Annotated in this window: 20 protein-coding genes and 1 pseudogene; 12 read left to right on the forward strand and 9 right to left on the reverse strand. The window is 61.3% G+C overall.

What is annotated here, in order from left to right; all coding sequences use genetic code 11:
- Positions 1-12: 12 nt before the first annotated feature.
- A complete protein-coding gene (gene argE / locus J2J98_RS23280; RefSeq protein WP_207603268.1) occupies positions 13-1137 on the reverse strand; it encodes an acetylornithine deacetylase in 1125 nt (374 codons plus the stop codon).
- 258 nt (positions 1138-1395) lie between these two features.
- Here argE and J2J98_RS23285 point away from each other — a divergent pair, with 258 nt between their 5' ends.
- Positions 1396-2298 carry a GNAT family N-acetyltransferase gene (locus tag J2J98_RS23285; protein WP_207603269.1) on the forward strand — a complete coding sequence of 301 codons (903 nt, stop codon included), beginning with the start codon at positions 1396-1398 and terminating at the stop codon, positions 2296-2298.
- Between the two features lie 7 nt (positions 2299-2305).
- On the opposite strand, the gene J2J98_RS23290 is transcribed toward J2J98_RS23285, so the two are convergent.
- Positions 2306-2506, reverse strand: a complete 201-nt coding sequence (locus J2J98_RS23290) for a hypothetical protein (RefSeq protein ID WP_082928148.1) — start codon at positions 2504-2506, stop codon at positions 2306-2308.
- Between the two features lie 302 nt (positions 2507-2808).
- A complete protein-coding gene (locus J2J98_RS23295) occupies positions 2809-3120 on the reverse strand; it encodes a hypothetical protein (protein ID WP_064713212.1) in 312 nt (103 codons plus the stop codon).
- 313 nt (positions 3121-3433) lie between these two features.
- On the opposite strand from J2J98_RS23295, the gene J2J98_RS23300 reads away from it, so the two are divergent.
- Entirely contained in the window at positions 3434-4339 is a 906-nt protein-coding gene (locus J2J98_RS23300) for a LysR substrate-binding domain-containing protein (RefSeq protein ID WP_207603270.1), read from the forward strand.
- 55 nt (positions 4340-4394) lie between these two features.
- Positions 4395-5525, forward strand: coding sequence for an HPP family protein (locus J2J98_RS23305; protein WP_064713111.1), 1131 nt, complete (start codon positions 4395-4397; stop codon positions 5523-5525).
- A gap of 80 nt (positions 5526-5605) precedes the next feature.
- On the opposite strand, the gene ydiJ is transcribed toward J2J98_RS23305, so the two are convergent.
- The 4 genes from ydiJ to groES form a co-directional block, all read right to left on the reverse strand.
- A complete protein-coding gene (gene ydiJ / locus J2J98_RS23310) occupies positions 5606-8650 on the reverse strand; it encodes a D-2-hydroxyglutarate dehydrogenase YdiJ (RefSeq protein ID WP_207603271.1) in 3045 nt (1014 codons plus the stop codon).
- Positions 8651-8816: 166 nt separating this feature from the next.
- Positions 8817-9068, reverse strand: coding sequence for a hypothetical protein (locus J2J98_RS23315; protein WP_064709733.1), 252 nt, complete (start codon positions 9066-9068; stop codon positions 8817-8819).
- A 57-nt stretch (positions 9069-9125) separates the two neighbouring features.
- Positions 9126-10754, reverse strand: a complete 1629-nt coding sequence (groL, locus tag J2J98_RS23320) for a chaperonin GroEL (protein ID WP_207603272.1) — start codon at positions 10752-10754, stop codon at positions 9126-9128.
- A 119-nt stretch (positions 10755-10873) separates the two neighbouring features.
- Positions 10874-11188, reverse strand: coding sequence for a co-chaperone GroES (gene groES / locus J2J98_RS23325; RefSeq protein WP_064709657.1), 315 nt, complete (start codon positions 11186-11188; stop codon positions 10874-10876).
- A 351-nt stretch (positions 11189-11539) separates the two neighbouring features.
- On the opposite strand from groES, the gene J2J98_RS23330 reads away from it, so the two are divergent.
- From J2J98_RS23330 to J2J98_RS23350, 5 genes are all read left to right on the forward strand, one after another.
- Positions 11540-11830, forward strand: a complete 291-nt coding sequence (locus J2J98_RS23330; RefSeq protein WP_011428635.1) for a hypothetical protein — start codon at positions 11540-11542, stop codon at positions 11828-11830.
- Positions 11831-11936: 106 nt separating this feature from the next.
- Positions 11937-12293 (forward strand): hypothetical protein, encoded by a 357-nt coding sequence (locus J2J98_RS23335; protein WP_207603273.1) that lies wholly within the window; start codon positions 11937-11939, stop codon positions 12291-12293.
- Between the two features lie 106 nt (positions 12294-12399).
- Positions 12400-12726, forward strand: a complete 327-nt coding sequence (locus tag J2J98_RS23340) for a DUF2934 domain-containing protein (RefSeq protein WP_064713213.1) — start codon at positions 12400-12402, stop codon at positions 12724-12726.
- 4 nt (positions 12727-12730) lie between these two features.
- Positions 12731-13150, forward strand: a complete 420-nt coding sequence (locus tag J2J98_RS23345) for an HD domain-containing protein (RefSeq protein WP_138396564.1) — start codon at positions 12731-12733, stop codon at positions 13148-13150.
- A 229-nt stretch (positions 13151-13379) separates the two neighbouring features.
- Positions 13380-15722 (forward strand): PAS-domain containing protein, encoded by a 2343-nt coding sequence (locus J2J98_RS23350; RefSeq protein ID WP_246569438.1) that lies wholly within the window; start codon positions 13380-13382, stop codon positions 15720-15722.
- Between the two features lie 214 nt (positions 15723-15936).
- Here J2J98_RS23350 and J2J98_RS23355 read toward each other — a convergent pair.
- A pseudogene (locus J2J98_RS23355) lies at positions 15937-17133 on the reverse strand (DUF2264 domain-containing protein); the annotation flags it as partial.
- Positions 17134-17222: 89 nt separating this feature from the next.
- On the opposite strand from J2J98_RS23355, the gene J2J98_RS23360 reads away from it, so the two are divergent.
- Both J2J98_RS23360 and J2J98_RS23365 read left to right on the forward strand, forming a co-directional pair.
- Entirely contained in the window at positions 17223-17483 is a 261-nt protein-coding gene (locus J2J98_RS23360; RefSeq protein ID WP_207603275.1) for a CopG family ribbon-helix-helix protein, read from the forward strand.
- A complete protein-coding gene (locus J2J98_RS23365) occupies positions 17483-17758 on the forward strand; it encodes a type II toxin-antitoxin system RelE/ParE family toxin (RefSeq protein WP_207603528.1) in 276 nt (91 codons plus the stop codon). Before J2J98_RS23360 ends, J2J98_RS23365 begins: the two co-directional genes overlap by 1 nt.
- Before the next feature lie 6 nt (positions 17759-17764).
- Here the strand turns inward: J2J98_RS23365 and J2J98_RS23370 are convergent, their stop codons facing one another.
- Positions 17765-18772 carry a LacI family DNA-binding transcriptional regulator gene (locus J2J98_RS23370; protein WP_207603276.1) on the reverse strand — a complete coding sequence of 336 codons (1008 nt, stop codon included), beginning with the start codon at positions 18770-18772 and terminating at the stop codon, positions 17765-17767.
- A 208-nt stretch (positions 18773-18980) separates the two neighbouring features.
- Between J2J98_RS23370 and J2J98_RS23375 the strand changes: the two genes are divergently transcribed.
- Together J2J98_RS23375 and J2J98_RS23380 are read left to right on the forward strand one after the other, a co-directional pair.
- Positions 18981-20300: an alpha-L-fucosidase gene (locus tag J2J98_RS23375; RefSeq protein ID WP_207603277.1), complete on the forward strand. Its 1320-nt coding sequence runs from the start codon at positions 18981-18983 to the stop codon at positions 20298-20300.
- A gap of 48 nt (positions 20301-20348) precedes the next feature.
- Positions 20349-21572 carry an ABC transporter substrate-binding protein gene (locus J2J98_RS23380; protein WP_207603278.1) on the forward strand — a complete coding sequence of 408 codons (1224 nt, stop codon included), beginning with the start codon at positions 20349-20351 and terminating at the stop codon, positions 21570-21572.
- The last annotated feature ends 23 nt before the right edge of the window (positions 21573-21595 follow it).

Raw genomic sequence — 21595 nt, forward strand, 5'->3', positions numbered from 1 at the left:
TTGATCGAACTGTCAGACGGTGCAATGTCGGGCGAGTGCCTCGATCATCGACTGGCATGCCTGGATTTCGCTCGCGAGGATGAATTCGTCCGGCCTATGAGCACGGGCGATATCGCCCGGCCCGCAGATGATCGCCTCAATGCCAGCGCGCTGGAAAAGGCCGGCCTCGGTGCCATAGCTGACGGCGGCCAGCGGCTCGATACCTGTGAGTTCGCCAAGCAAGCGCGTAAGCGGCGCATCGGCGGCAAGCGACAGCGCCGGATAGGCGCTGAGTTCGCGCCATTCCACCTGGAAACCGCGTTGCGGCAGCGCCTCGGCCGCGACCCGCAGCGGCTCCAGCAGCGTGGCCGGATCGATGCCGGAAATGGCTCTGGCTTCGAACTCGGCCTCGCAGCTATCGGGAATGATGTTGACGGCCTGCCCGCCCTTCAACGTGCCGACCTGGAGCGAGGAATAGGACGGTTCGAACACATGCTCGAACGGGCCCTGCGTCAGCCGCTCGGCTTCGGCGCTGGCGCAGGCCAAGACCTCGGTCATCGCATGGATTGCATTCAGCCCCCGGTCCGGGCGCGAGGAGTGGCCGGACCGGCCCCTGACCGTCAGCCGGGCGGCCGCCTTGCCCTTGTGGGCGCGGACCGCCCGCATGCCGCTCGGTTCGCCGATGATCGCGCCGAGCGGATGTGCGCAGAGTTCAGGCAGGCGCGCGATCATGTGCGGGACGCCGCGGCAGCCTGCCTCCTCATCATAGGAAAAGGCGAGATGGATGGGCCGGCGGAGCCGTATCGCCGCGAGCGCCGGGACGGCGGCAAGCACGACGGCGAGAAAGCCCTTCATGTCGGTGGTTCCGCGACCGTAGAGACGGTCCGTTTCGGCGCGTAGGCGGAACGGATCGCTGCTCCACCCGCCTTCGGCGGCGGGGACGACGTCCATATGGCCGGAGAGGATATAGCCCGGTGTCTCCCTTGGGCCGATCGTGGCGAAGAGGTTCGACCGGTCGCCCTCGGGGCCGGGAAGCTCGGTGGCGGCAATGCCGCAATTTTGCAGGTATTGCCGGATCCATCCAACGATCCCGCCGTTTGGCGTGCCGACGACGGAGGGAAAGCCAACAAGCCTCTCGAGGATTTCAATTGTCTGCATGAGCGTCCTCACGGCGCGTAATATCGAATTGCGACCGGGCTCTTGCGGTCAACGGCGCCACGGGGGCGGGGTCTGGTCAATGACTATAGAGACCGGCCCAGGCTTTATTTGCCGAAAGTGGAGCGGATTTGGACGATTGTTGTGTTTGCGCGGGCTTCGCCAGTGAATTGTATCGTGCGATCCGTCCTAATCTCGATATGGGAATATCCTGGGCAGCTTTCCCCGGGGGTTGGCCGGACATGCGCCAGGAGGGCGGGAGTGAGTGCACTGACATCCGAATCCAGATTGGTCGATAGTTTCGAAACGCGCATGATCGGGATCGACAGTGTCGACCTCGACAAGCTGCATGCGCTTTCGATGTCCGTCGCTTGGCCGCATCGCCGTGAAGACTGGCAGTTCCTGCGCGAATTCGGGCAGGGCGTCGCGGCCATCGATGAAATCGGCCGCATCCTCGGCTCTGCGATGTGGTTTCCCTATGACGACCGGTTCGCCACGATCGGTATGGTCATCACCTCGCCGCGCCTGCAGGCGAATGGCGCTGGGCAGTGGCTGATGGGCCACGCGCTCAACCAGGTGGCCGACAGAAATCTCGGGCTGAACGCGACGCGGGCGGCGCGGCGGCTTTATCTATCCTTGGATTTTGTCCTTGAGGCGCCCGTCTTTCAATGCCAGGGCGAAGCGATATTGCCGCCGGATGTGGGATTGCCGGCCGGAGCCGTGGTGCGGCCCGTGGACGCGGGAGATATGGAGGAGATCGCGGAACTCGATAGCCTGGCCTTCGGCACTGATCGGAGGGCGCTTTTGGCTCGGCTCATGGCTCATTCCAAGGGCGTCGTGCTTGTCCGCGCCGGCCGGATCGAGGCCTTCTCCCTTTGCCGAAGGTTCGGGCGCGGCCATGTCGTCGGCCCGGTGGTGGCCCGCAGTGATACTGATGCGATTGCCGTCGTCCATCCGCATGCGCTTGAGCATGCGGGGTCATTCCTGCGCCTCGACACACGCGAGAAAGCCGGGATATTTGCCGATTTTCTCTCCCGCTGCGGCCTTGCTGTCTACGACTTCGTGACAACCATGTCGCTGGGCGACCCCTGGCTCCCGGTTCCGGGCCGCCACGCTGGGCATCAGCCGAAAACCTATGCGCTCGTGAGCCAGGCGCTCGGCTGACGCGGGCTCAAACGCCGGGGCAGATGGGCATGGCGGCCAAAGACTGGACACGTTCGGCTTCGGGTCGGAACGAACGATATTGCCATAGGCCTTCCGCAGTTTCTCGGCGGTATACGGTCTCGAGCCAGAACACGGTATCGTCGATCGGCAGAACGGGATGCCAAGCATACCACTCCGACCAGATCCTTCCTGGCTGCTCGTTATCCATCATCGCCCCTCTCCCCATTCTTCAAGCGGTCAGCTCGAAAGATATTCAGCGAAAGAGAATTATATTACGAAGCTATTCTTTTGCGAAGATCGTTTTACCGCCGCCCGACATTGTCCCGGGCGCCGCGGCTCCCTTGCTGGGAATGGCTGAGGGTTGGCGCGGTCACTACGGATCGCGGTGAAAACAACGAACCTTGCTGAGCAGCGATCGTCGCAGGAGATCGGCGTCCCCGATCAGGCTTCGATAAATGAAGTCGAACGATCTCATTGCCGCTAGTGTGCCCGCACAAGAGGGCCGGATGCTCAGCCGAACGAGCGCAGCCCGAGATAAGCGCCCAGGCTGACGGCAGCAATGGCGATTGTCAGCCTGGGTCTGGCGTCGTCCAACATTGCCGCCAGTAACAGGCAGAGCATCAGGACGACGGATTTGGCCCATAGATTCTGATCGGAGATGGTGAAGGCGACTGCCGCCAGAAAGACGGCGCTTGCGACGATCGTCACGGGAGCGGATTCCTCGGCGAGATCGCCGCCGGAAAAATACGGGAGAAGAAAACGCCGCATGCTCAGGCCTGAAGCGACGCTCAGAAGAAGGCAGGTCAAGACAAGATGCAGCATGTGATCGGCCGTCGCTCTACAGATAGCCATCTAGAAGCAATCTCCGTGCCAGCCGCAAAAACGCGTCGTCGTGGAGACGATGTAGCGGTTAGGTGGCTATTTCAGCGGCGTCTCGACCCTTTTTTCGGCAATCACCTGGCTGTCCAGCCTGCAGAACGCGTGGATATTTTAACGAGCAGGGTCAGGGCGTGGGAGCCTTCACGCACCGCTTCATTCCGGCGTTTCCGCCGACGCTGAAACCCGCTTGAGCTCGACTGATGATTTTTATATAGAGAACAATGATCCGCTTTAATTCCGGAAAAGAGATTATTCATTGGACCTTTCGTCGATCGAGATATTCCTCGCCGTTGCCAGCGACCGCAGCGTTACGAAGGCCGCGAAGGCCGTCGGGCGGGTGCCGTCGAATGTGACGACGCGCATCCAGCAATTGGAGGAGGATCTTGGCGCTTGCCTGTTCAGCCGTGATGGCAGAAAGATGACGCTGACACGGGAGGGGGAAACCTTTCTCGCCTATGCCAACCGGCTTATGGCGCTTGCGCTCGAAGCGCGCCAGGCCGTGAGGCCTCTCGCTCCATCGGGAACATTGCGGGTGGGCACGATGGAAAGTACGGCGGCAAGCAGGCTGCCAGCGGCGCTGACGCAATTCAATCAGATGTGGCCCGATGTGTCGCTGCATCTGACGATGGGCGCATCTCGCGAACTCGCCCGCGACGTTCTGGCCGACGCGCTGGATTGCGCACTGATTGCCCGCCCGCCGAAGACAATGTGCGAGGAGGATTCGGATTTCGATGCCGAACTCAAGGCGCTGGAGATGGAGACGGTCTTCGTCGAAGATCTGTTGATCGTGCTCCCATCCGGACATCCCGCCATCAAATCCGCTGCCGACCTGCGTGTAGCATCGCTCGCGGCTTTGGAGCCCGGCTGCACCTATCGCCGCATTGCCGAAAACTGGGCGCGCAAATCGAGCTCCCTGCCGACGAGCGAACTCGGCTCCTACCACGCGATCCTGGCGAGCGTTGCGACCGGAAATGCGGCTGGTGTGATGCCGAGGTCCGTTCTCGATCTCATGCACTGGCCGACTGCCGTTCAGACTCATCAACTCGGGCCTGTCGAGACGCTGCTGGTGTACCGGAAGGACGACCGTCCCACCGCGTTCAGTGCCTTCCATGAGGTGCTCAGCGCCAGGAAAGGCAGAGATATCAGGCTGGTGACGAACTAGCTCCTCCGTCTTCTCCTCCGCCCCAAGATAATCCTCATTTACAATTGGTCTTAGCATGCAGTACCCCGTTTCGCCGAAGGTGGGACCGAGCCGTTTTCGCCGTTTGCGCCTGTTTTCGCCCATCCTTGCCGGCGCGACGTTAAGAGAACGATTGATCGCCTGTTTCGGCGCCTTGCTGGGCATCGGTCTCACCGGCGTCATCAGCGGTTATCTGTTCGGCCAGGGGCCGCATCTTCCGCTGATTGTTGCCCCGATGGGGGCGTCGGCGGTGTTGCTTTTCGCGGTGCCGGCAAGCCCGTTGGCGCAGCCATGGGCGATCATCGGCGGCAACACAATTTCCGCCCTGATGGGCATTATTGCAGCATATTTCATCCGTGATCCGATCATCGCCACGGGCATCGGCGTTTCCCTGGCCATCGGGGCGATGTCGTTCACGCGATGCCTTCACCCGCCGGGAGGGGCTGCGGCACTGACCGCGGTGCTCGGCGGTCCTGTCGTCGCCGGCTGGGGATTCCTCTTTCCCTTCGTGCCGGTCGCTCTGAACTCCTGCATTCTCGTCGGGCTTGGGCTGCTGTTCCACAAGCTTTCAAGGCGGAATTATCCGCACGTCGTTCGCAAGCCGGCGGAGAACACCCACCAGACGATCGATCCGCCATCTGCCGCACGAGTCGGTTTTCGTGAGGAGGATGTCGATGCCGCCCTCGAAGCGCTCGACGAAACCTTCGATATCGATCGCGCGGACCTCGGGAGACTGCTGCAGCAGGTGGAACTGCAGGCGACTATTCGATCAAACGGCAAGATAAGCTGCGCCGATATCATGTCGCGTGACGTGATCGCCATCGGCGAGACGTCTGGGCCAGACGCGGCGCGGCATCTTCTTTTGAAGCATAATATCCGCACCCTGCCGGTGAGGGATCCGGAAGGCCGTCTGATCGGTACTGTCGGCTTGCGTGAATTGTTTGCCTGCGGCGATACGATTGCCCACGCGATCTCCAAACCGGCGGTGGCGAGAGCTTCGGATGCTGCCCTGTCGCTGTTGCCCGTTCTGACGGATGGGCGCACCCATGCCGTCATCATTGTCGACGACGACCACCGGATTCTCGGCCTGATATCGCAGACGGACCTCTTGAGCGCCGTGGCGCGGCTGCTGCCGAACGACGGCGGCAAGATTGCCGCCGTGGCGTGAACTAGCGGGCGGCTCGGACTGCCTCGGACGATCTTGCCGTCCCCGTCTGCATGCTTGGTCGTGCGCGCGGAATTGCCACCTCAGACCGCGCTTCCCGGCTTTTCCGCTACGATTCCGGCGACGATCTGAAGTGGATGCGGGATGCGCTTCCCGTCGATTTCCTTGACCTGGGAGCGGCAGGAATATCCTGTCGCCATAAGGATATCGGTGTCGCCGGCCGCGTCGACTTCCGGTTTCCAACTCATCGCGTAGAGGCGTTCGGAGATCGGGCGGTTGCGAGCTTCGTGCCCGAAGGTGCCGGCCATGCCGCAACAGCCGGTTTGCGCAACCTGAAGATCAACACCAAGGCTTTCGAATATTTTCTGCCATTGTGCGACGGAAGCCGGCGCATTGGTGCGTTCGGTGCAATGAGCCATCAATCGTAAGCTTTTGCCTTCAACGACAGAAGGCGCAGCGGCGAGCCGGTCGAGACTGGCGGCGAGCCATTCCTGGGGAAGAAGGACTGTCGCCTTCAGTGTTCCCCTATATTCGCTGCGGAAGGCGAGCGTCATCGACGGATCGAGCCCAACGAGTGCCACGCCGGCATCATCGAGCCGCTGGAGATAGCGTGCGGTTCGCTGGGCCGCATCCGCGAAGCGCCCGAGGTAGCCATGCACATGCAGGGCTTTGCCATTGATATGGGAGGCTGCGAGGAGCGGCGAAAATCCCATTTTCCTAGCGAGAGCGATCGCGGCGAGAGCGACGTCAGGATCGAAATAGGCGGTAAAGCTGTCGGCGACGAAGACGACGCTCCGCTGCCTTTCACCCGGCGACAGCGCTTCGATCGTCTGAGCGGTCGCAAGCGGCACGCCGAGGCGGGCGGCTTCCTTTGCCAGTGAGATTTGCGGCAGACGCGGCAGCGAGGTCAGCCCCACCATGCGCATCATCCTTCTGCCGGCGCGCGTGCCGACGACCAGATTATAGGCAGGCCGGATGCGTCGGACGAGTGGTAGGGTCGTCTCGATCGCCGCGATCAGCGGGTCTTTCAGCGGACGGAGATAGCGTCCGTAGTAGAGTTCCAGGAACTTCGAGCGGAAAGCCGGCACGCTAACCTTCACCGGACATTGCCCGGCGCAGGCCTTGCAGGCGAGACAGGTGTCCATCGCCGCGTGAACCTCGTGGGAGAAATCGCTGCGATTTGCCGGGTTCAGCGAATTGAAGGCGCGTCGCGCGAGGCTGGCGAGCGGAACGGTTCGCCGCAGGCGCGTCGCCTCATCGCGGGGATCGATGCCGTTTTCGGCAAGCAGCCGCAACCATTCCCGCATCAGCGAGGCACGCCCCTTCGGCGAAAAGCGCCGGTCGCGCGTCGCCTTATAAGAGGGGCACATCGGGCTCATTTCGTCAAAATCGAAACAGGCGCCGTTACCGTTGCAGTAGGCGGCATTGTCGAAGGCGGAGCGGATCTCGTTGCCGATGATGCGGTCGATATCTCCCCGCAGCGGCACATCGTCGATCTTTGTAAGCGCCTCAGCCGAAGGCGTGGCAATCTTGCCCGGATTGAGCCGGTTATCGGGATCGAAAGCCCGCTTGATTTCCTGCAGGCTGGGATAAAGATCGCCGAAGAATTCAGGCACATATTCCGAACGCACCCCCTTGCCGTGCTCTCCCCAGAGCACGCCGCCATATTTGCGGGTGAGCGCGACGACGGCGTCGCTGATCTCCCGAACCAGCCGGACATGAGCATCGCAGGTGAGGTCAAGGGCAGGCCGCACGTGCAGCACGCCGGCATCGACATGGCCGAACATGCCGTAGGAAAGGCCCGCGCCATCGAGAAGTGCGCGGAATTCGCGAATATAGGCCGCCAGATTTTCCGGCGGCACCGCGGTATCTTCGACGAAGGCGACGGGCCTGACCGGCCCCTCCACATTTCCGAGCAGGCCAACGGCACGCTTGCGCATGGACCAGATCGCGTCGACCTCGTTATGGCCTCGGGCAATCGTGTAACCGGCATGGCGGGCATTTGCGTCCGTGTCGAGAGCAGCTGTCACCGCCGAAAGCTTGCGTTCGAGTTCCTCCTCTTCGTCAGCGAGGACTTCGACGATATTGATGCCATTGGTCACCGTGCCCGGTTGATCCGGAAAAAAGCGGGAGATGCCGGTCCAGACGATGTCGCGTCTCGCAAGACCGAGTACTTTCTCATCGATGGTTTCCACCGAGGCGACTTTCAGCGCCACAAGATTGCGGGCGTCCTCCAGGGCGGTATTGAAATCGCCGTAGCGAATATTGATCAGCGCCGCATGAGCGGGGATCGGAAGAAGGTTGAGTTCGGCTTCGGCGATCAAAGCCAGCGTTCCTTCCGATCCGCAGAGAACGGCGTTGAGGTCGAAGCGTCCGTCGTCGCGCCTGACATGGGCGAGGTCGTAGCCGGTCATATAGCGGTTGAGTTTCGGGAAGACCTCAGCGATCCGGTCCCGCTTTTCGCGTGTGATTCGCTCTACCGTCCTGTGGATCTCTCCGAGGCGGTCCTTACCTGCGACGATCTCATCGAACGCGTCCGCATCGAGCGGGCGCGACCAAAAATCGGAGCCGTCCGCAAGCACGATGCGCAATCCGAGAACATGGTTGCTGGTCTTGCCGTAGAGGCAGGAACCCTGGCCACAGGCGTCGGTGGAGATCATGCCGCCGATTGTGGCGCGGTTGGAGGTGGACAGTTCGGGCGCGAAAAAGAGACCGTAAGGTTTCAGCGCCTGGTTCAACTGATCCTTGACGACACCCGCCTGGACGCGCGCGACCCTGCGGACAGGATCGACTTCGAGAATGGACCTCATGTGCCGCGAACAGTCCACCACGACGCCAGAGGTCAGGGATTGCCCGTTCGTACCGGTCCCGCCGCCGCGCGGCGCAATGCTTATCCCGCGGAAGGCGGGTTCTGCCAGCACAGCCGAAACGACCTGCAGATCTTCCACGCCTCGCGGAAAAAGGATGCCCGTTGGCTCGAGCTGGTAAATGGAATTGTCCGTCGAAAACACGGTTCGGCTTGCCGGGCCGGTCTCGATGTCGCCGCCGAAGCCCGCCTCGACGAGCCGCTCGAAAAACCCCGCGGCGGGAAGCGAGATGCAAGCCGTCGGCTGGAGGCGTGGAATCATTTCGATACCTTCAATGCGCTTGAGCTTTGTCCCTAGCGCATCGGCCGGAAAATCGGAATCGATTTTCGGAATCGCGTGAGCGGCAGGCCTCTGCCGCTCACGCAAACCTCGTCGTCAGCGAAGGCCGCATCATATGGCAAGCTGCCGACCTACCCGACTGGCGCAGTCATCGAGCGGTCGCTGGGGTTCCGTTCGTTTCGAAGAGGCCGCGAGCCGCCTCGACCATCGACTGCAGATGATTGGGATCTCGCACGCCCTGCCGGTAGAGCTCGATAATGATGCTCGCCATTCGTCCGGCCTCGTCGCTGTCCCTTGCAACGGCGTAGCCGGCGCTGAGCTTGTCGAAGACGCGCTGGCAGGTTTCGAGATCGCGGGAGTCCAGCGGCACCTGCGATCGGTTTAGGATCGTTTGAACCATCTTCATTCCCTCGGAAAGCGCCCGCCCGGCATGTCCGGACGAGCCTTCGACCCTGGCTTAAAAGTCCATTCCCGCGCCGGCGGGCATAGCCGGGGGAGCATCCTTCTTCGGCTTCTCGGCGATCATGGCCTCTGTCGTCACCAGCAGGCCGGCGATGGAGGATGCGTCCTGAAGCGCGGTGCGCACCACCTTGGCCGGATCGATGACGCCCTGCGCATAGAGATCGCCAAATTCGCCGGTCTGAGCGTTCCAGCCATAGGAGAATTCGCTCTTCTCCCGCAGTTTGCCGACGACCACCGAGCCTTCCGCGCCGGCGTTTTCGGCGATCTGGCGAGCCGGGGCCTCGATCGCGCGGCGGACGATTTCGACGCCGACGCGCTGGTCGTCATTGGCGGTCTTGACAGCGTCGAGCGCCTTGACCGCGCGCAGAAGGGCGACGCCGCCGCCCGGCAGGATGCCTTCCTCGACCGCTGCACGGGTGGCATGCAGCGCGTCGTCGACGCGATCCTTCTTTTCCTTCACCTCGACCTCTGTCGAGCCGCCGACGCGGATGACGGCAACACCACCGGCGAGCTTGGCGAGGCGTTCCTGCAGCTTCTCGCGGTCGTAGTCGGAGGTGGTTTCCTCGATCTGCGCCTTAATCTGGGCGATGCGACCCGAAATCTCCTCTTTCGAACCGACGCCATCGATGATGGTCGTGTTTTCCTTCTCGACGGTGACCTTCTTTGCCCGACCGAGCATATTGAGCGTGACGTTTTCGAGCTTGATACCGAGATCTTCGGAGATGACGGTGCCGGCGGTCAGGATGGCGATGTCTTCGAGCATGGCCTTGCGGCGGTCGCCGAAGCCAGGCGCCTTGACGGCAGCGATCTTCAGGCCGCCACGCAGCTTGTTGACGACAAGCGTTGCGAGGGCCTCGCCTTCGACGTCTTCAGCGATGATGAGGAGCGGTTTGCCGGATTGAACGACGGCCTCGAGGATCGGCAGCATCGACTGCAGGTTCGAGAGCTTTTTCTCGTGAATGAGGATATAGGGATCCTCGAACTCGACCCGCATCTTGTCGGAGTTGGTGACGAAATAGGGGCTCAGATAACCGCGGTCGAACTGCATGCCTTCGACGACTTCGAGTTCGGTTTCGGCGGTCTTGGCTTCCTCGACGGTGATGACGCCGTCATTTCCGACCTTTTCCATGGCTTCCGCCAGAAAACGGCCGATTTCGGGGTCGCCATTAGCGGAGATCGTGCCGACCTGGGCGATTTCGGAATTGTTGGAGATCTTGCGGGCGTTGGTTTTCAGTTCTTCGACTATGGCGGTGACGGCTAGATCGATGCCGCGCTTCAGGTCCATCGGGTTCATGCCTGAGGTCACCGCCTTGGCGCCCTCCTTGACGATCGCCTGGGCGAGCACCGTGGCAGTCGTGGTGCCGTCGCCGGCGACGTCGCTGGTCTTCGAAGCGACTTCACGAACCATCTGGGCGCCCATGTTTTCGAACTTGTCTTCGAGTTCGATTTCCTTGGCGACCGAAACGCCGTCCTTGGTGATGCGCGGCGCACCGAAGGACTTGTCGATCACGACGTTTCGGCCTTTCGGGCCGAGCGTCACCTTCACGGCATTCGCCAGGATATCGACGCCGCGCAGCATTTTGTCGCGGGCTTCGACGTTGAATTTGACTTCTTTAGCAGCCATGTCCTCACTCCTTCATCGGCAGCTAGCGCATGTCGCCAAAAGTCCGGCAGCATTTTGCGATAACGACATGCGTAAAACAAAGATTGCAACGCTTCAGCGTTGACTGGCGTCCTGATGCCTCAGGCGGCCTGCTTCTGCTCGCCCTGGGCTTCGATGATACCCATCACATCGCTTTCCTTCATGATCAGCAGGTCCTCGCCGTTGATCTTGATCTCCGTGCCGGACCACTTGCCGAACAGGATGCGGTCGCCGACCTTGACGTCGAGCGCCTGGATCTGGCCGGCATCGTTGCGTGCGCCGGGACCGACGGCGATGACCTCGCCCTCCTGCGGCTTTTCCTTGGCGGTGTCGGGAATGATGATGCCGCCCTTGGTCTTTTCCTCGGAATCGACGCGGCGGACGAGAATGCGGTCATGAAGCGGTCGGAACGACATGTCTTCCTCCATAGACAAACAATGACTTTGTCAGCCCTGGCCGGACCGGATTGACGAGGTCCGGATGGTGTGCAAAGTCGCGCGCCTTGCGCGAATGATCTGGTTCAAGAGTTTTTCGATTTCAAGAGGAACAGGAGAAAAATTAGCACTCTCGGCCGGCGACTGCTAGCACCCCTCCCGGGAACTGAAGGCCCGCTCCTGCGTTCGACATGATGACGATGGTCGTCCCCTCGTCTCGAAGGCGAGTTCAAACTGCACCAGGCTTGAATCAGGATGTCGGCGTTCCTAGCTCTCAGGCGATCGAGGCTCGATGAGCTCGATCACCGTCCCACGTCTTTAGGAGTGAGTGACATGGAAGAGAAGACCAATATAATCAAGGACCTCAGTATCGAGGAACGCGAGGAAATTTTCGTCGACATTGCTCGCACGCTGGAGGATACGGCGCGCGAGGCTCTTGTCGAAGGCAACACGCATTTTGCTGTACTGTCCAACAACATGGCCGAAGCGATCCGCGTCAACGCCGACGAACTCGCCCGGGACGATCCCGAAAATGCCGAACGCGTGTTGCTCCAGGCAACGGCGATGATCTCGCAGTTCGAGGCGGTACACCCCTATCGCATGGTCAGCATGGCCGTGCACTGATCGCGGTAGGCCGGTTCGACCCGATTGGATGCTCAAATCAGTCGCCAGCACGCGGAACTCTCGCGGCTGGCGGTGGTTATTGGGCCACAGCATCGAAAGGTGATCCATGACCACTTCCAAGACCAACATGCCACCCGAGAGCGGAACCGACGACGCGCGCTCCTTCGATACGCAGGGTGCCGAGGCCGATCGCCAGGCGGCATCGGAAGCCGCCCAACGTACTGCGCGTTCGGCGTTGGATCGCGATAGCGGCACCGAGACCCCAAGCCTGAAGCTCGCGAGGGAGTATCTGAGTCTCGGCGGCCGGCGCCGGTCCAAGATCGACGACAATATCACCACTGTTCGTCAATGGGATGAGGATCCCCCGGCGGCCGAACGCTTTTGGCAAGAGCGGGTGGAGACGCTTCCAAAAGACGAGCGCAAGCAGGTGGAGGATTTTCTGCCCACAATTAATACGCCTTGAAAGACGGAAGCTGCGCTGAACGCTGTCGGGAGCTGCAGCCTGGGATGCGATCGCTTGGCCAGAGCCAAACCCAGGCCGCAAGGTCAGGCCGGAACTGGAGAAGATCATGGCCATAGACAAACACGAGCAGATACGGCGGCGCGCCTATGAAATCTGGGAAGCCGAAGGCCGCCCGGAAGGTTCGGACTTGCGTCATTGGATGCAAGCCTGCGATGAGCTGGCTGGCGAGGACGAACATGAGACGCTGCAAGACCTGCTCGATCAGGACGACAGAGATGATGCGGCCTTGCTTCAGGGGGCAGGGGAGAGCGGTGATCTCGATCCGCCGCGAGGCGGGCTTGGCCAGGTTGCCGGAGAGACGATCCCTGACATCGAAATAACAACCGGGGAGAAGCCCTCCCGCCGAAAAATCAGGAAGACCGAAGGTCCGTAACGCGATGCAGCATCTCGACCATGCGATGCAAGTCGCCATAGAGGCGCATGAAGGGCAGGTTGACAAGACCGGCCGACCATTCTTCGAGCACTGCCAGCGCGTTGCACTTCTGGTGTCGGGCGACGAGGTGCGAACGGTCGCCTACCTTCACGACGTCGCCGAAAAAGGCAGTGGCTGGACGCTCGATAGGCTGAGAGAGGAAGGCTTCCCGCCGGCGATCATCTCCGCGGTGGATGCCTTGACGCGGCGGCCCGAGGAGCATGATGACGAATTCGTCAGACGCGCCGCATCGAACCCCCTGGCCCTGCCGGTCAAACAGGCCGACCTAGAAGACAATCTCCGACAAGCCGAACAGGCCGGCAAGAACACCGAAAAATATCAGCGCGGTCTGGATCTCCTGCACGACATCCTGAACGAACGCTAGATCTTTCGGGCGACGTCGGCGAAAATCGCGAGGAATGTCCCTGCCGCGCGTCCTGTTGCGTCACCTAATATTTTTCCGCATCGCCCGCAACCATTCTTCAACCATAGAACGTGGAATAGCCGAGGCCGACCTGAGGTGAGGGGCGTGTTAACCGGCACGACCTATAGTCGCGTCCATGTGGACCAACGGGGGAACGGTCGTGTCCGGCGAACTGCACACAATCTTTGCAATGCGTAGCACGTTGGCAGGCTTGCATGGCATCGGCGACGATCTTGAGCGACATGGCATCGTGCTGCGCGCACACGCCGATCGAGATGAGTTTCACGAATGCTCCGCCAAGCGACCGCTGCCGGAGCTTCTTCTGGTGGACGCCATGTCGCCGGCGGGCCGTGGTCTCGAAGACTGCCGGCGTTTCAAGGCAAATCCGGTAACGCGTGATATTCCGGTAATCGTCCTCGTCTCGCCGGAAGACGAAGAAAGCCGGATCGGAGGGTTTGCCGCCGGGGCGGTCGATTGCGTTTCCAATCTTGTCTCCGCCGCGGAGCTCGTCGCTCGCATTAAGCGACATATCGAGCTCGGCGCAATTCACACGCGCCTGCAGCGGCGAAACGAGCAACTGGACACGGCGCTTGCCAGTATGGGGCAGGGGGTCTGCCTGTTTGACGAGGGCGGCCGGCTGCTCCTTTCAAACAATCGCTATGCCGAAGTCTACGGACTCGATCCATCCGTTATCCATCCGGGACAGTCGCTGGAAGACATACTGAACCTGAGACAGGCGGTCGGCGCCGTTCCCGCCACCTCAACCTCGGAATATCTCGCCTGGGCCGAAGCGACCAATATGGGCGATACGCCTCAGGATTGGATCAAGGAACTCAAGTCGGGCCAGATCATCCGCGGCTATCATCAGCGCACGACGGACGGCGGCTGGGTATCGACCCATGAGGATATCACGCAGGCCTGGCAGGCTGAAAAGGCGCTTGCCAAGGCGCATGCCCAGGCAGAACGCGCCGAACAGGAGGCGCGGGCGGCGCATGCACGTCTTCTGGCGGCTTTGGAAGTCGTCCCGGAAGGCCTCGTATTGTTCGACGAGGAAGACCGTTTCGTCCTGTGGAACAAGAGATACGAACAGCTTTACGCCGAAAGCGGCGATATGCTCGTGAAAGGCATGCGCTTCGAAGACCGCCTGCGTGCCGGCCTCGAGCGCGGCCAATATCCGGAAGCGGTGGGGCGCGAAGAGGAATGGCTGGCCGAAAGGCTGGCCCATCATGCCAAGCCCAGCAGCAAACACGAGCAGCGCCTGCCCGGAAACCGGTGGATACGGATCGAAGAACGCCAGATCTCCGAAGGAGGGGGCAGCGTCGGCATACGTGTCGACATCACCGATCTCAAAATGCAGGAGGCGTCGTTCAGGCTGCTGTTCGAAGGCAACCCGATGCCGATGTGGGTTTACGATCGTGAAACGTTGAGATTTCTCCACGTAAATCAGGCCGCTATCGACCACTACGGTTACCGTCTCGAGCAATTCCTGACGATGCGACTATCGGACATCCAGGCGCCGCAGCAATCCAACCCGCCGCAGGTCGTCATGTTCGATGCCGAAGATCCCCCCTCGACTCGCTCCTTCCGGCACTTGAAGAGAGATGGCACGGCCATCGAGGTCACCGTTTATTCCACCTGCCTGAACTACAGGGGCAAGGCGGCATCGCTGATGGCTGTCGTCGACATCACCGAGGCCAAGCGCGCCGAAAAGGCATTGCTGCAGCACCGCGACACGCTCGAAGAGATGGTGCGCTCCCGCACGGTCGAACTGGCGCGACAGACGGAAGAACTCGAACGGATGCTCGAACAAGAAAAGCAGATCAACGAGTTGCAGCGGCAGTTCGTCTCGATGGCATCGCATGAATTCCGCACCCCGCTTGCGGTGATTGACGGCGCGGCGCAACGGCTCATTCGGCGCAAGGAGGCTGCCACGCCGGAGTTTCTTTGCGAAAAAGCCGACCAGATCCGCAGCTCGGTTTCGCGTATGCTCGAACTGATGGAAAGTATTCTTGCTGCCGGGCGATTGGATCATGGCCGGATCACCATCGTTCACAAGCCGTGCTCGATTGCTGAAATCATTGGAACCTGCAGCGCGCGTCAAGAAAGCATCCGGCGGTCTCATCGCTTTTTGCTCGATGTAGATCGCCTCCCTTCGACCATTTATGGCGACCATCCCGCTCTCGACCAGGTCTTCAGCAACCTCTTTTCGAATGCCGTGAAATACGCGCCAGACTCTCCGAACGTCCACGTCACAGGATGGCAGGAGGGAGAAAGCGTTTGCATCACCGTTCGCGATGAAGGCATCGGCATCGACGCCGATGATCTCCCGAAGATGTTCCAGCGTTATTTTCGCGCCAGAAGCTCTACGGGCATCGCCGGCACCGGCATCGGCCTCAACCTCGTCAAGCAGATCGTCGAGCTTCACGGCGGAACGATAGAGGTGGCGAGCAGCCGAGGGAACGGGACGACGTTTACGCTACGGCTTCCGATCGGCGCGGGGATACCAGACCAGGTGCGTGTCGCCGCCCGATAGCTGGCAGCGGCAGTCTCCCGAGGGCCTTCGCTGTTGGTCCATCGTTGAGGGCGCCCGTCACTGGGAAATGGGAGGTGAGAATGACCGATCGGCAACCGTTCGATTTTAAGGCCTAGATGCATGACGTTGAGACGAGGCCATGTTTTATCTGTGGCTTGATCGATAATATCCCGTTTGTTTTCATCATCGAAGACGATGAGACGATGCTTTGAAGCTACAGTTGCAGGGCGAATGCCGGCACCCGAACGCCCTCCTCGCGGAAGTGCCGCTCCACTTCATCAAGATCCGGGCAGGCCGGCGGCTTCTCCAGCGCCTGTGCCCAATTCTCGTGAAGAGGCAGTGCCATCGCCGCGGTGACTAGCACGGTGGTTCCGGGCCTGATGTCGCCGCGCAGCTGCGGCAGCAGGGTCTTGGCATGGATGAGGTTGGTGTTCGGGATCGGACTCATTGCGTGACCGGTTCTCCGATGGAGCGAGAGATCGACGATGGCGCTGACGTCTGTCTGGCCGTACCAGATGGCACGGCCTTGCGCATGCTCCGATCGGTCGGCGTTGAAGTCGGCGCGCTCGATCGCAAACCCGCCCTCGATGGTGCTCAGCGTACGTGGTGTCGCAATGCGGTGGATGCGGATGTGCCAGGGATTTGCGGGAAGCAGCCAGGTTTCGATGATGACGTCGTTCCACGGGCGCCAGCCGGAATAGAGCCGGTCGCCTGCGATCGGCGCCTCTTCCATGGTTTCGCGCATACGGAAATGCACCCCGTCATCAGAGAGCCCGAGCATGCCGTCGAAGCTTGCGGCCGAAAAATTCCGGTCGTCGGCTTCGATGTTGAAGGCGTAGCGGGTGGAATAGACGAATTTTGAATATTTCTCGTTTGCGCCGCGCATCTTGTCGTGCTGCTGGCCGGAAGAGAGCACGTCCACATTTCCCGGCGTGTGCATGGCGACCATGCCGGCCGGCTTCAACGCTATCGGCGCGGGGAATTCCGGCTGCGGTGCCTCTTCGGCGGTCCAGAACGGATGATCCTGGCGAAGGGCGAGCGGCAGGAAGAATTTCAGCGCCCAATAGGGCGAGCCTGGCGAGTTGTAGCTCTCGCTCATCAGCAGGTTCGGATAGCCGTAGCCGATCGAGAGCACGCCGTCGCGGTCGGCGATCGGCATAGCCGACCACCAGCGGATATGGCGCATATAATAGCCCTTGATCTCCGCCCAAGGCAGCGCTTCCACCCCGGCGAAGGCGAGCGCGCCCCAGAAGCCGCCGGCGGCGAAACGGTAGGTCTGGCTGCGGCCGAAGGCGAGAGCGGCGCCATCAGGGCCGAACCAGTGGCGGATATCCCTCGCGAAGATCCCGGCGCGGTCGCTGAACCGCTCCTTTCGCGCCTCGTCGCCGCGCGCCAGTACCGTGTAGATCAGGAGTCTCAGCCGGCTTCATGACGTACAGGTGCTGGAGATAATCAAAATTAATCGCTATGATCATGGATGATTAATCTTGGGAGTTTTCGATGGAGACCAAAGTTCTCACCGCTCATGTTCCGCTGCCGCTTGCGCAGAAGGTCGATCAACTCGCAATGCGGCTCGAGCGTTCGCGCGGCTGGATCATCAAGCAGGCCCTGACTGCATGGATTGATCAGGAAGAGGAGCGCCGGCGTTTGACACTTGAGGCGCTGGCCGACGTGGATGGCGGCAACATTGTCGATCATCAGTCTGTTCAAGCGTGGGCAGACAGTCTTGATAGTGACGAGCCGATTTCGTTGCCCCGGTGATGGAAGTCAAATGGACGCGCAAAGCGGTCTCGGACATTGCCCGCCTATATGACTTTCTCTCCCCTGTCGACCGGCGGGCTGCGGCCCGTACCGTGCAGGCGCTGACGGCCGCGCCTGCTCGTTTGATGGAGCAGCCGCGTCTCGGCGAGCGGCTCGAGGAGTTCGATCCCCGTGAGGTTCGCCGAATTCTCGTCGGCCGTTATGAGCTGCGCTACGAAATCCAGCAGTCGACAATCTATGTATTGCGGCTTTGGCATACGCGTGAGGATCGGTAGAGTTCCTCACAGCCGTCTGGTCGACTCCCCGCGCACGAATCTTGGTGTCAGGATGAAATCCTGTGGCGGCTCGGCGGCGGCCTCCGGGCTTGCGATCCTTGCCAGCAGTCGCTGCGCCGCCAGCTCCCCGAGCTTCTGCGCATCCTGCACGACCATGGTAATGCGCGGCGTGATGACGTTGCTCCAGGGCACGTCGTCGACCATTGCCAGCGATACGTCGTCGGGACAGCGGAAGCCCATCTCCTGCATGACCTGGAGGGTTGCCAGCCCCATCATGTTGTTGGCGCCGATGATGGCGGTCGGCCGGTCGCGGCGGGTGAGCAAGCGCATCGCCTGCGTATGGCCGCCGGTCCTGGTATAGCCGCCCTCGACGACAAGCGAAGGGTCGACCTCCACGTCGGCGCCGTCCATCGTATCGATGAAACCTTTCAGGCGTTCGTCGGCGGTGTGCAGGCCGCTTGGACCCGAGATGAAGGCGATACGCCGATGGCCGAGTTGCAGCAGGTGCTCGGTCAGGATGGTTGTGGTCAGCGGATTGTCGGAACCAATGAAATCGCGCTCGGCACCCTCGACCTTCTGGTCAAACATGACGATCGGCGTCTTGAAGTCGCGCAGGAAGGTGGCGTATTCGTCGCCGCGCCCGTTTGCCGCCAAGGCGATGCCGGCAATCTTCTGCGCCTGCAGCCGTTCCAGCAGCGCCCGTTCGAGATCGGCTCTGCCGGAGGAGTCGGCGATCAGCACGAAATAACCGTGGTCGAGCGCCTGGTGTTCGATCTCGCGGCGGATGTCGCCGAAGAACATGTTGCCGAGATTGGCCGAGACGAAGCCGATGATCGAACTGCGCCCGCGCGCCAGCGTCTGGGCCACCGGATCGATCCGGTAGCCGGTCGATTGTATCGCCTGCTGGATGCGGTCGAGCGTCTCGGCGCCGACCCGCTTCGGGCTATTGAGCGCGAGCGAGACGGTCGAGATCGAAACTCCCGCAAGCCGCGCGACATCGCGTATGGTGGTCATGTCTGTCGAACCGGTTCTAAAGTTTTCTTTTGTCACGTTTTATTGGTCCGTGCAACATGGGTCGCTAGATTGCCGAGTTATGGCGCACTTATCTTGGGGGTTTTGCAATTCGCGAATTTCGGCTTGACAGATATGGGATCAAGGAAGATGTTCAGTCACCGAACCGGTTCGATATGAGGTGGAACCGGAAAACAGGGAGGAGAAACCTGTGATGAGTTCGGAGCACCTGCCGGAAAATCCAGTATCGGGAGCGGGCAAGCACGCCTGGTTCAGCCATGATCGCCTCGGCATGTTCATTCATTGGGGTCTCTATGCCCTTGGAGCCCGACATGAGTGGTTGAAGAACCGCGAAGAGCTGACCGACGACCATTACCAGCGCTATTTCGACAATTTCGATCCCGATCTCTACGATCCCAAGGAGTGGGCGCGCCGGGCCCGTCTCGCCGGCATGAAGTATGTCGTGGTGACGACCAAGCATCACGAAGGCTTCTGCCTTTGGGACAGCAAGGTCACCGATTACAAGGCGCCGAACACGCCCTGCGGCAGGGACCTGCTGACGCCGCTGGTCGAGGCCTTCCGCGCAGAGGGGCTGAAGGTCGGCTTCTATTATTCGCTGCTCGACTGGCACCATCCGGATTTCCCGATCGACGTGCACCACCCCTTGCGCAACCATCCCGACGCCAAGGCGCTGAATGCCGGCCGCAACATTGCCAACTACGCCGCCTATATGCGCGAACAGGTGCGCGAGCTTCTGACCGGTTTCGGCCGCATCGACATCATCTGGTTCGATTTCAGCTATCCCCAGCGCGAGTATCGCGGCCTGCCCGGCAAGGGTCGCGCCGATTGGGAAAGCGAGCGCCTGCTTGAGCTGGTGCGTGAACTGCAGCCCGACATCATCGTCAACAACCGCCTCGATCTGCCCCCCGGCAAGCTGCCCGACGTCACGACGCCGGAGCAATATACGCCGCGAGTGGCGCCCGCGATCGCGAGCCAGGGTGTGCTTTGGGAAGCCTGCCATACCTTCAGCGGCTCCTGGGGCTATCACCGCGACGAAGACAGCTGGAAGAGCCCGGAGCAGATCATCCAGCTGCTGATCGATTCCGTGGCGCTCGGCGGCAACCTCCTGATGAATGTGGGCCCGACCGGCCGCGGCACCTTCGACGCACGCGCCACCGCTGCGCTCGAAGTCTACCGCAACTGGATGGCCCTCAACGCACGCTCCATCTACGGGGCCGGTCCATCCGAGCTTCCGGCACCGGCCGGCTGCCGCTACACCCAGCGCGGCAACCGCCTCTATCTGCATGTCTGCAACTGGCCCTACCGCCACATCCATATCGAGGGCATCGCCGACAGGATCGCCTATGCGCAGTTCCTGCACGATGCCAGCGAAGTGCGCTGGCTCAGCCAGACGAAGGAAGTGGATTCCAATATCGGCGTGATGGTGCCGGAAGGCATGATCACGCTCGAACTGCCGGTCCGGCGACCTGACGTTACCGTCCCGGTGATCGAGATCGTCCTCAAGGCGTGACTCGGTCGCATTCGCGTGTTCATTGCGTCATGGAGGGAGGAGAAACCCATGAAGGTTCTGAAGAAAACGCTTTTGCTTGCCGCAGTCGGCGGCAGCCTCTTTGCCACATCCGCATCGGCCGAACAGATCAACCTGACCTGGCAGATGTGGACCGGTTCCGATGCCGACACCAAGGGCTGGCAGCACCTGGCCGACATGGTGACCGCCAAATACCCCGATATCAAGGTGACGCTGACGACGACGGGCTGGGTCGATTACTGGACACGACTGCCGGTGCTGGCGGCGTCAGGGCAGCTCGCCGATATCGTCTCCATGCAGTCGCTACGCATGCCGAACTTCTATTCACTGCTCGAACCGCTGAACGACCGGATCGAGGCGGATAAATTCGACATCGGCGCCTTTACGCCATCGATCATCGGCGGCATGTCGGTTGACAAACAGCTTTACGGCCTGCCCTATGATGTCGGTCCCTGGGTCGTCTATTATAACCAGGATGCGCTCGAGGCCGCAGGCATTCCGCTGCCGAAACCGGGCTGGACGCTCGCAGAATTTACCGACGCCGCCAAGAAGCTGACGAAGGACGGCAAGTACGGATTCGGCATCACACCGCAGAACTATTCGGTCCTGGCGTCGGCCTGGGGCGACAAATATGTCAATGATGCCGGAGAGCTGGATCTTGCCAATCCCAGCGCCATGGGCGCTGCCGACAGGGTTATCGGCTTTGCCGCCAAGGATAAGATCGCGCCGCTGGTGCCGTCGAGCGCCGATGTCGGCACATTCATCCAGGGCCGGTTCAATTCGGGCAACGTCGCCATGTATGTCGACGGACCCTGGTCGATCATCGGCATGAAGGACAAGGCCAAGTTCAAGATCGGCCTCACCACCCTGCCGCGCGACGATGCCAAGGAGCTCGCTGCGGTCACGGCCGGTTCCGGTTTCGGCATCGCCACGACAAGCAAGAACAAGGACGCTGCCTGGAAGGCGATCCAGGTGCTGACCAGTCCCGAAGCACTGCAGTATCTCGCCGAACAGGGCCGTGCACTCCCGGCGCGCACGGCTTCGCAATCCTCCTGGTACAAGGTGGCGGCCAAGGACATTACCAATGGCGGCGAGGCGCTCGATTATTCGCTGGCGCATTCGGTGCCCTATGTGATCACCAACAACTGGGCGGCGGTGGAAAACCTGTTCAACCAGTATTTCCCGCCGGCCTTCGGCGGCAGCGCCGACGCCAAGCAGACGATGGAATCCATCCAGAGCCTCGCGCAGCAATAGAGTGCCTGCGCGTCCGCAGGGCG

This window comes from Rhizobium bangladeshense, from assembly GCF_017357245.1.
GTDB classification, from domain to species: domain Bacteria; phylum Pseudomonadota; class Alphaproteobacteria; order Rhizobiales; family Rhizobiaceae; genus Rhizobium; species Rhizobium bangladeshense.

Excerpts from the sequence above, each read along its gene's own strand:
- argE (WP_207603268.1), bottom strand. The coding sequence starts at position 1,137 with ATGCAGACAATTGAAATCCTCGAGAGGCTTGTTGGCTTTCCCTCCGTC.
- J2J98_RS23290 (WP_082928148.1), bottom strand. The coding sequence starts at position 2,506 with ATGGATAACGAGCAGCCAGGAAGGATCTGGTCGGAGTGGTATGCTTGG.
- J2J98_RS23295 (WP_064713212.1), bottom strand. The coding sequence starts at position 3,120 with ATGCTGCATCTTGTCTTGACCTGCCTTCTTCTGAGCGTCGCTTCAGGC.
- J2J98_RS23305 (WP_064713111.1), top strand. The coding sequence starts at position 4,395 with ATGCAGTACCCCGTTTCGCCGAAGGTGGGACCGAGCCGTTTTCGCCGT.
- ydiJ (WP_207603271.1), bottom strand. The coding sequence starts at position 8,650 with ATGATTCCACGCCTCCAGCCGACGGCTTGCATCTCGCTTCCCGCCGCG.
- J2J98_RS23315 (WP_064709733.1), bottom strand. The coding sequence starts at position 9,068 with ATGGTTCAAACGATCCTAAACCGATCGCAGGTGCCGCTGGACTCCCGC.
- groL (WP_207603272.1), bottom strand. The coding sequence starts at position 10,754 with ATGGCTGCTAAAGAAGTCAAATTCAACGTCGAAGCCCGCGACAAAATG.
- groES (WP_064709657.1), bottom strand. The coding sequence starts at position 11,188 with ATGTCGTTCCGACCGCTTCATGACCGCATTCTCGTCCGCCGCGTCGAT.
- J2J98_RS23330 (WP_011428635.1), top strand. The coding sequence starts at position 11,540 with ATGGAAGAGAAGACCAATATAATCAAGGACCTCAGTATCGAGGAACGC.
- J2J98_RS23335 (WP_207603273.1), top strand. The coding sequence starts at position 11,937 with ATGACCACTTCCAAGACCAACATGCCACCCGAGAGCGGAACCGACGAC.
- J2J98_RS23340 (WP_064713213.1), top strand. The coding sequence starts at position 12,400 with ATGGCCATAGACAAACACGAGCAGATACGGCGGCGCGCCTATGAAATC.
- J2J98_RS23345 (WP_138396564.1), top strand. The coding sequence starts at position 12,731 with ATGCAGCATCTCGACCATGCGATGCAAGTCGCCATAGAGGCGCATGAA.
- J2J98_RS23350 (WP_246569438.1), top strand. The coding sequence starts at position 13,380 with ATGCGTAGCACGTTGGCAGGCTTGCATGGCATCGGCGACGATCTTGAG.
- J2J98_RS23360 (WP_207603275.1), top strand. The coding sequence starts at position 17,223 with ATGGAGACCAAAGTTCTCACCGCTCATGTTCCGCTGCCGCTTGCGCAG.
- J2J98_RS23365 (WP_207603528.1), top strand. The coding sequence starts at position 17,483 with ATGGAAGTCAAATGGACGCGCAAAGCGGTCTCGGACATTGCCCGCCTA.
- J2J98_RS23370 (WP_207603276.1), bottom strand. The coding sequence starts at position 18,772 with ATGACCACCATACGCGATGTCGCGCGGCTTGCGGGAGTTTCGATCTCG.
- J2J98_RS23380 (WP_207603278.1), top strand. The coding sequence starts at position 20,349 with ATGAAGGTTCTGAAGAAAACGCTTTTGCTTGCCGCAGTCGGCGGCAGC.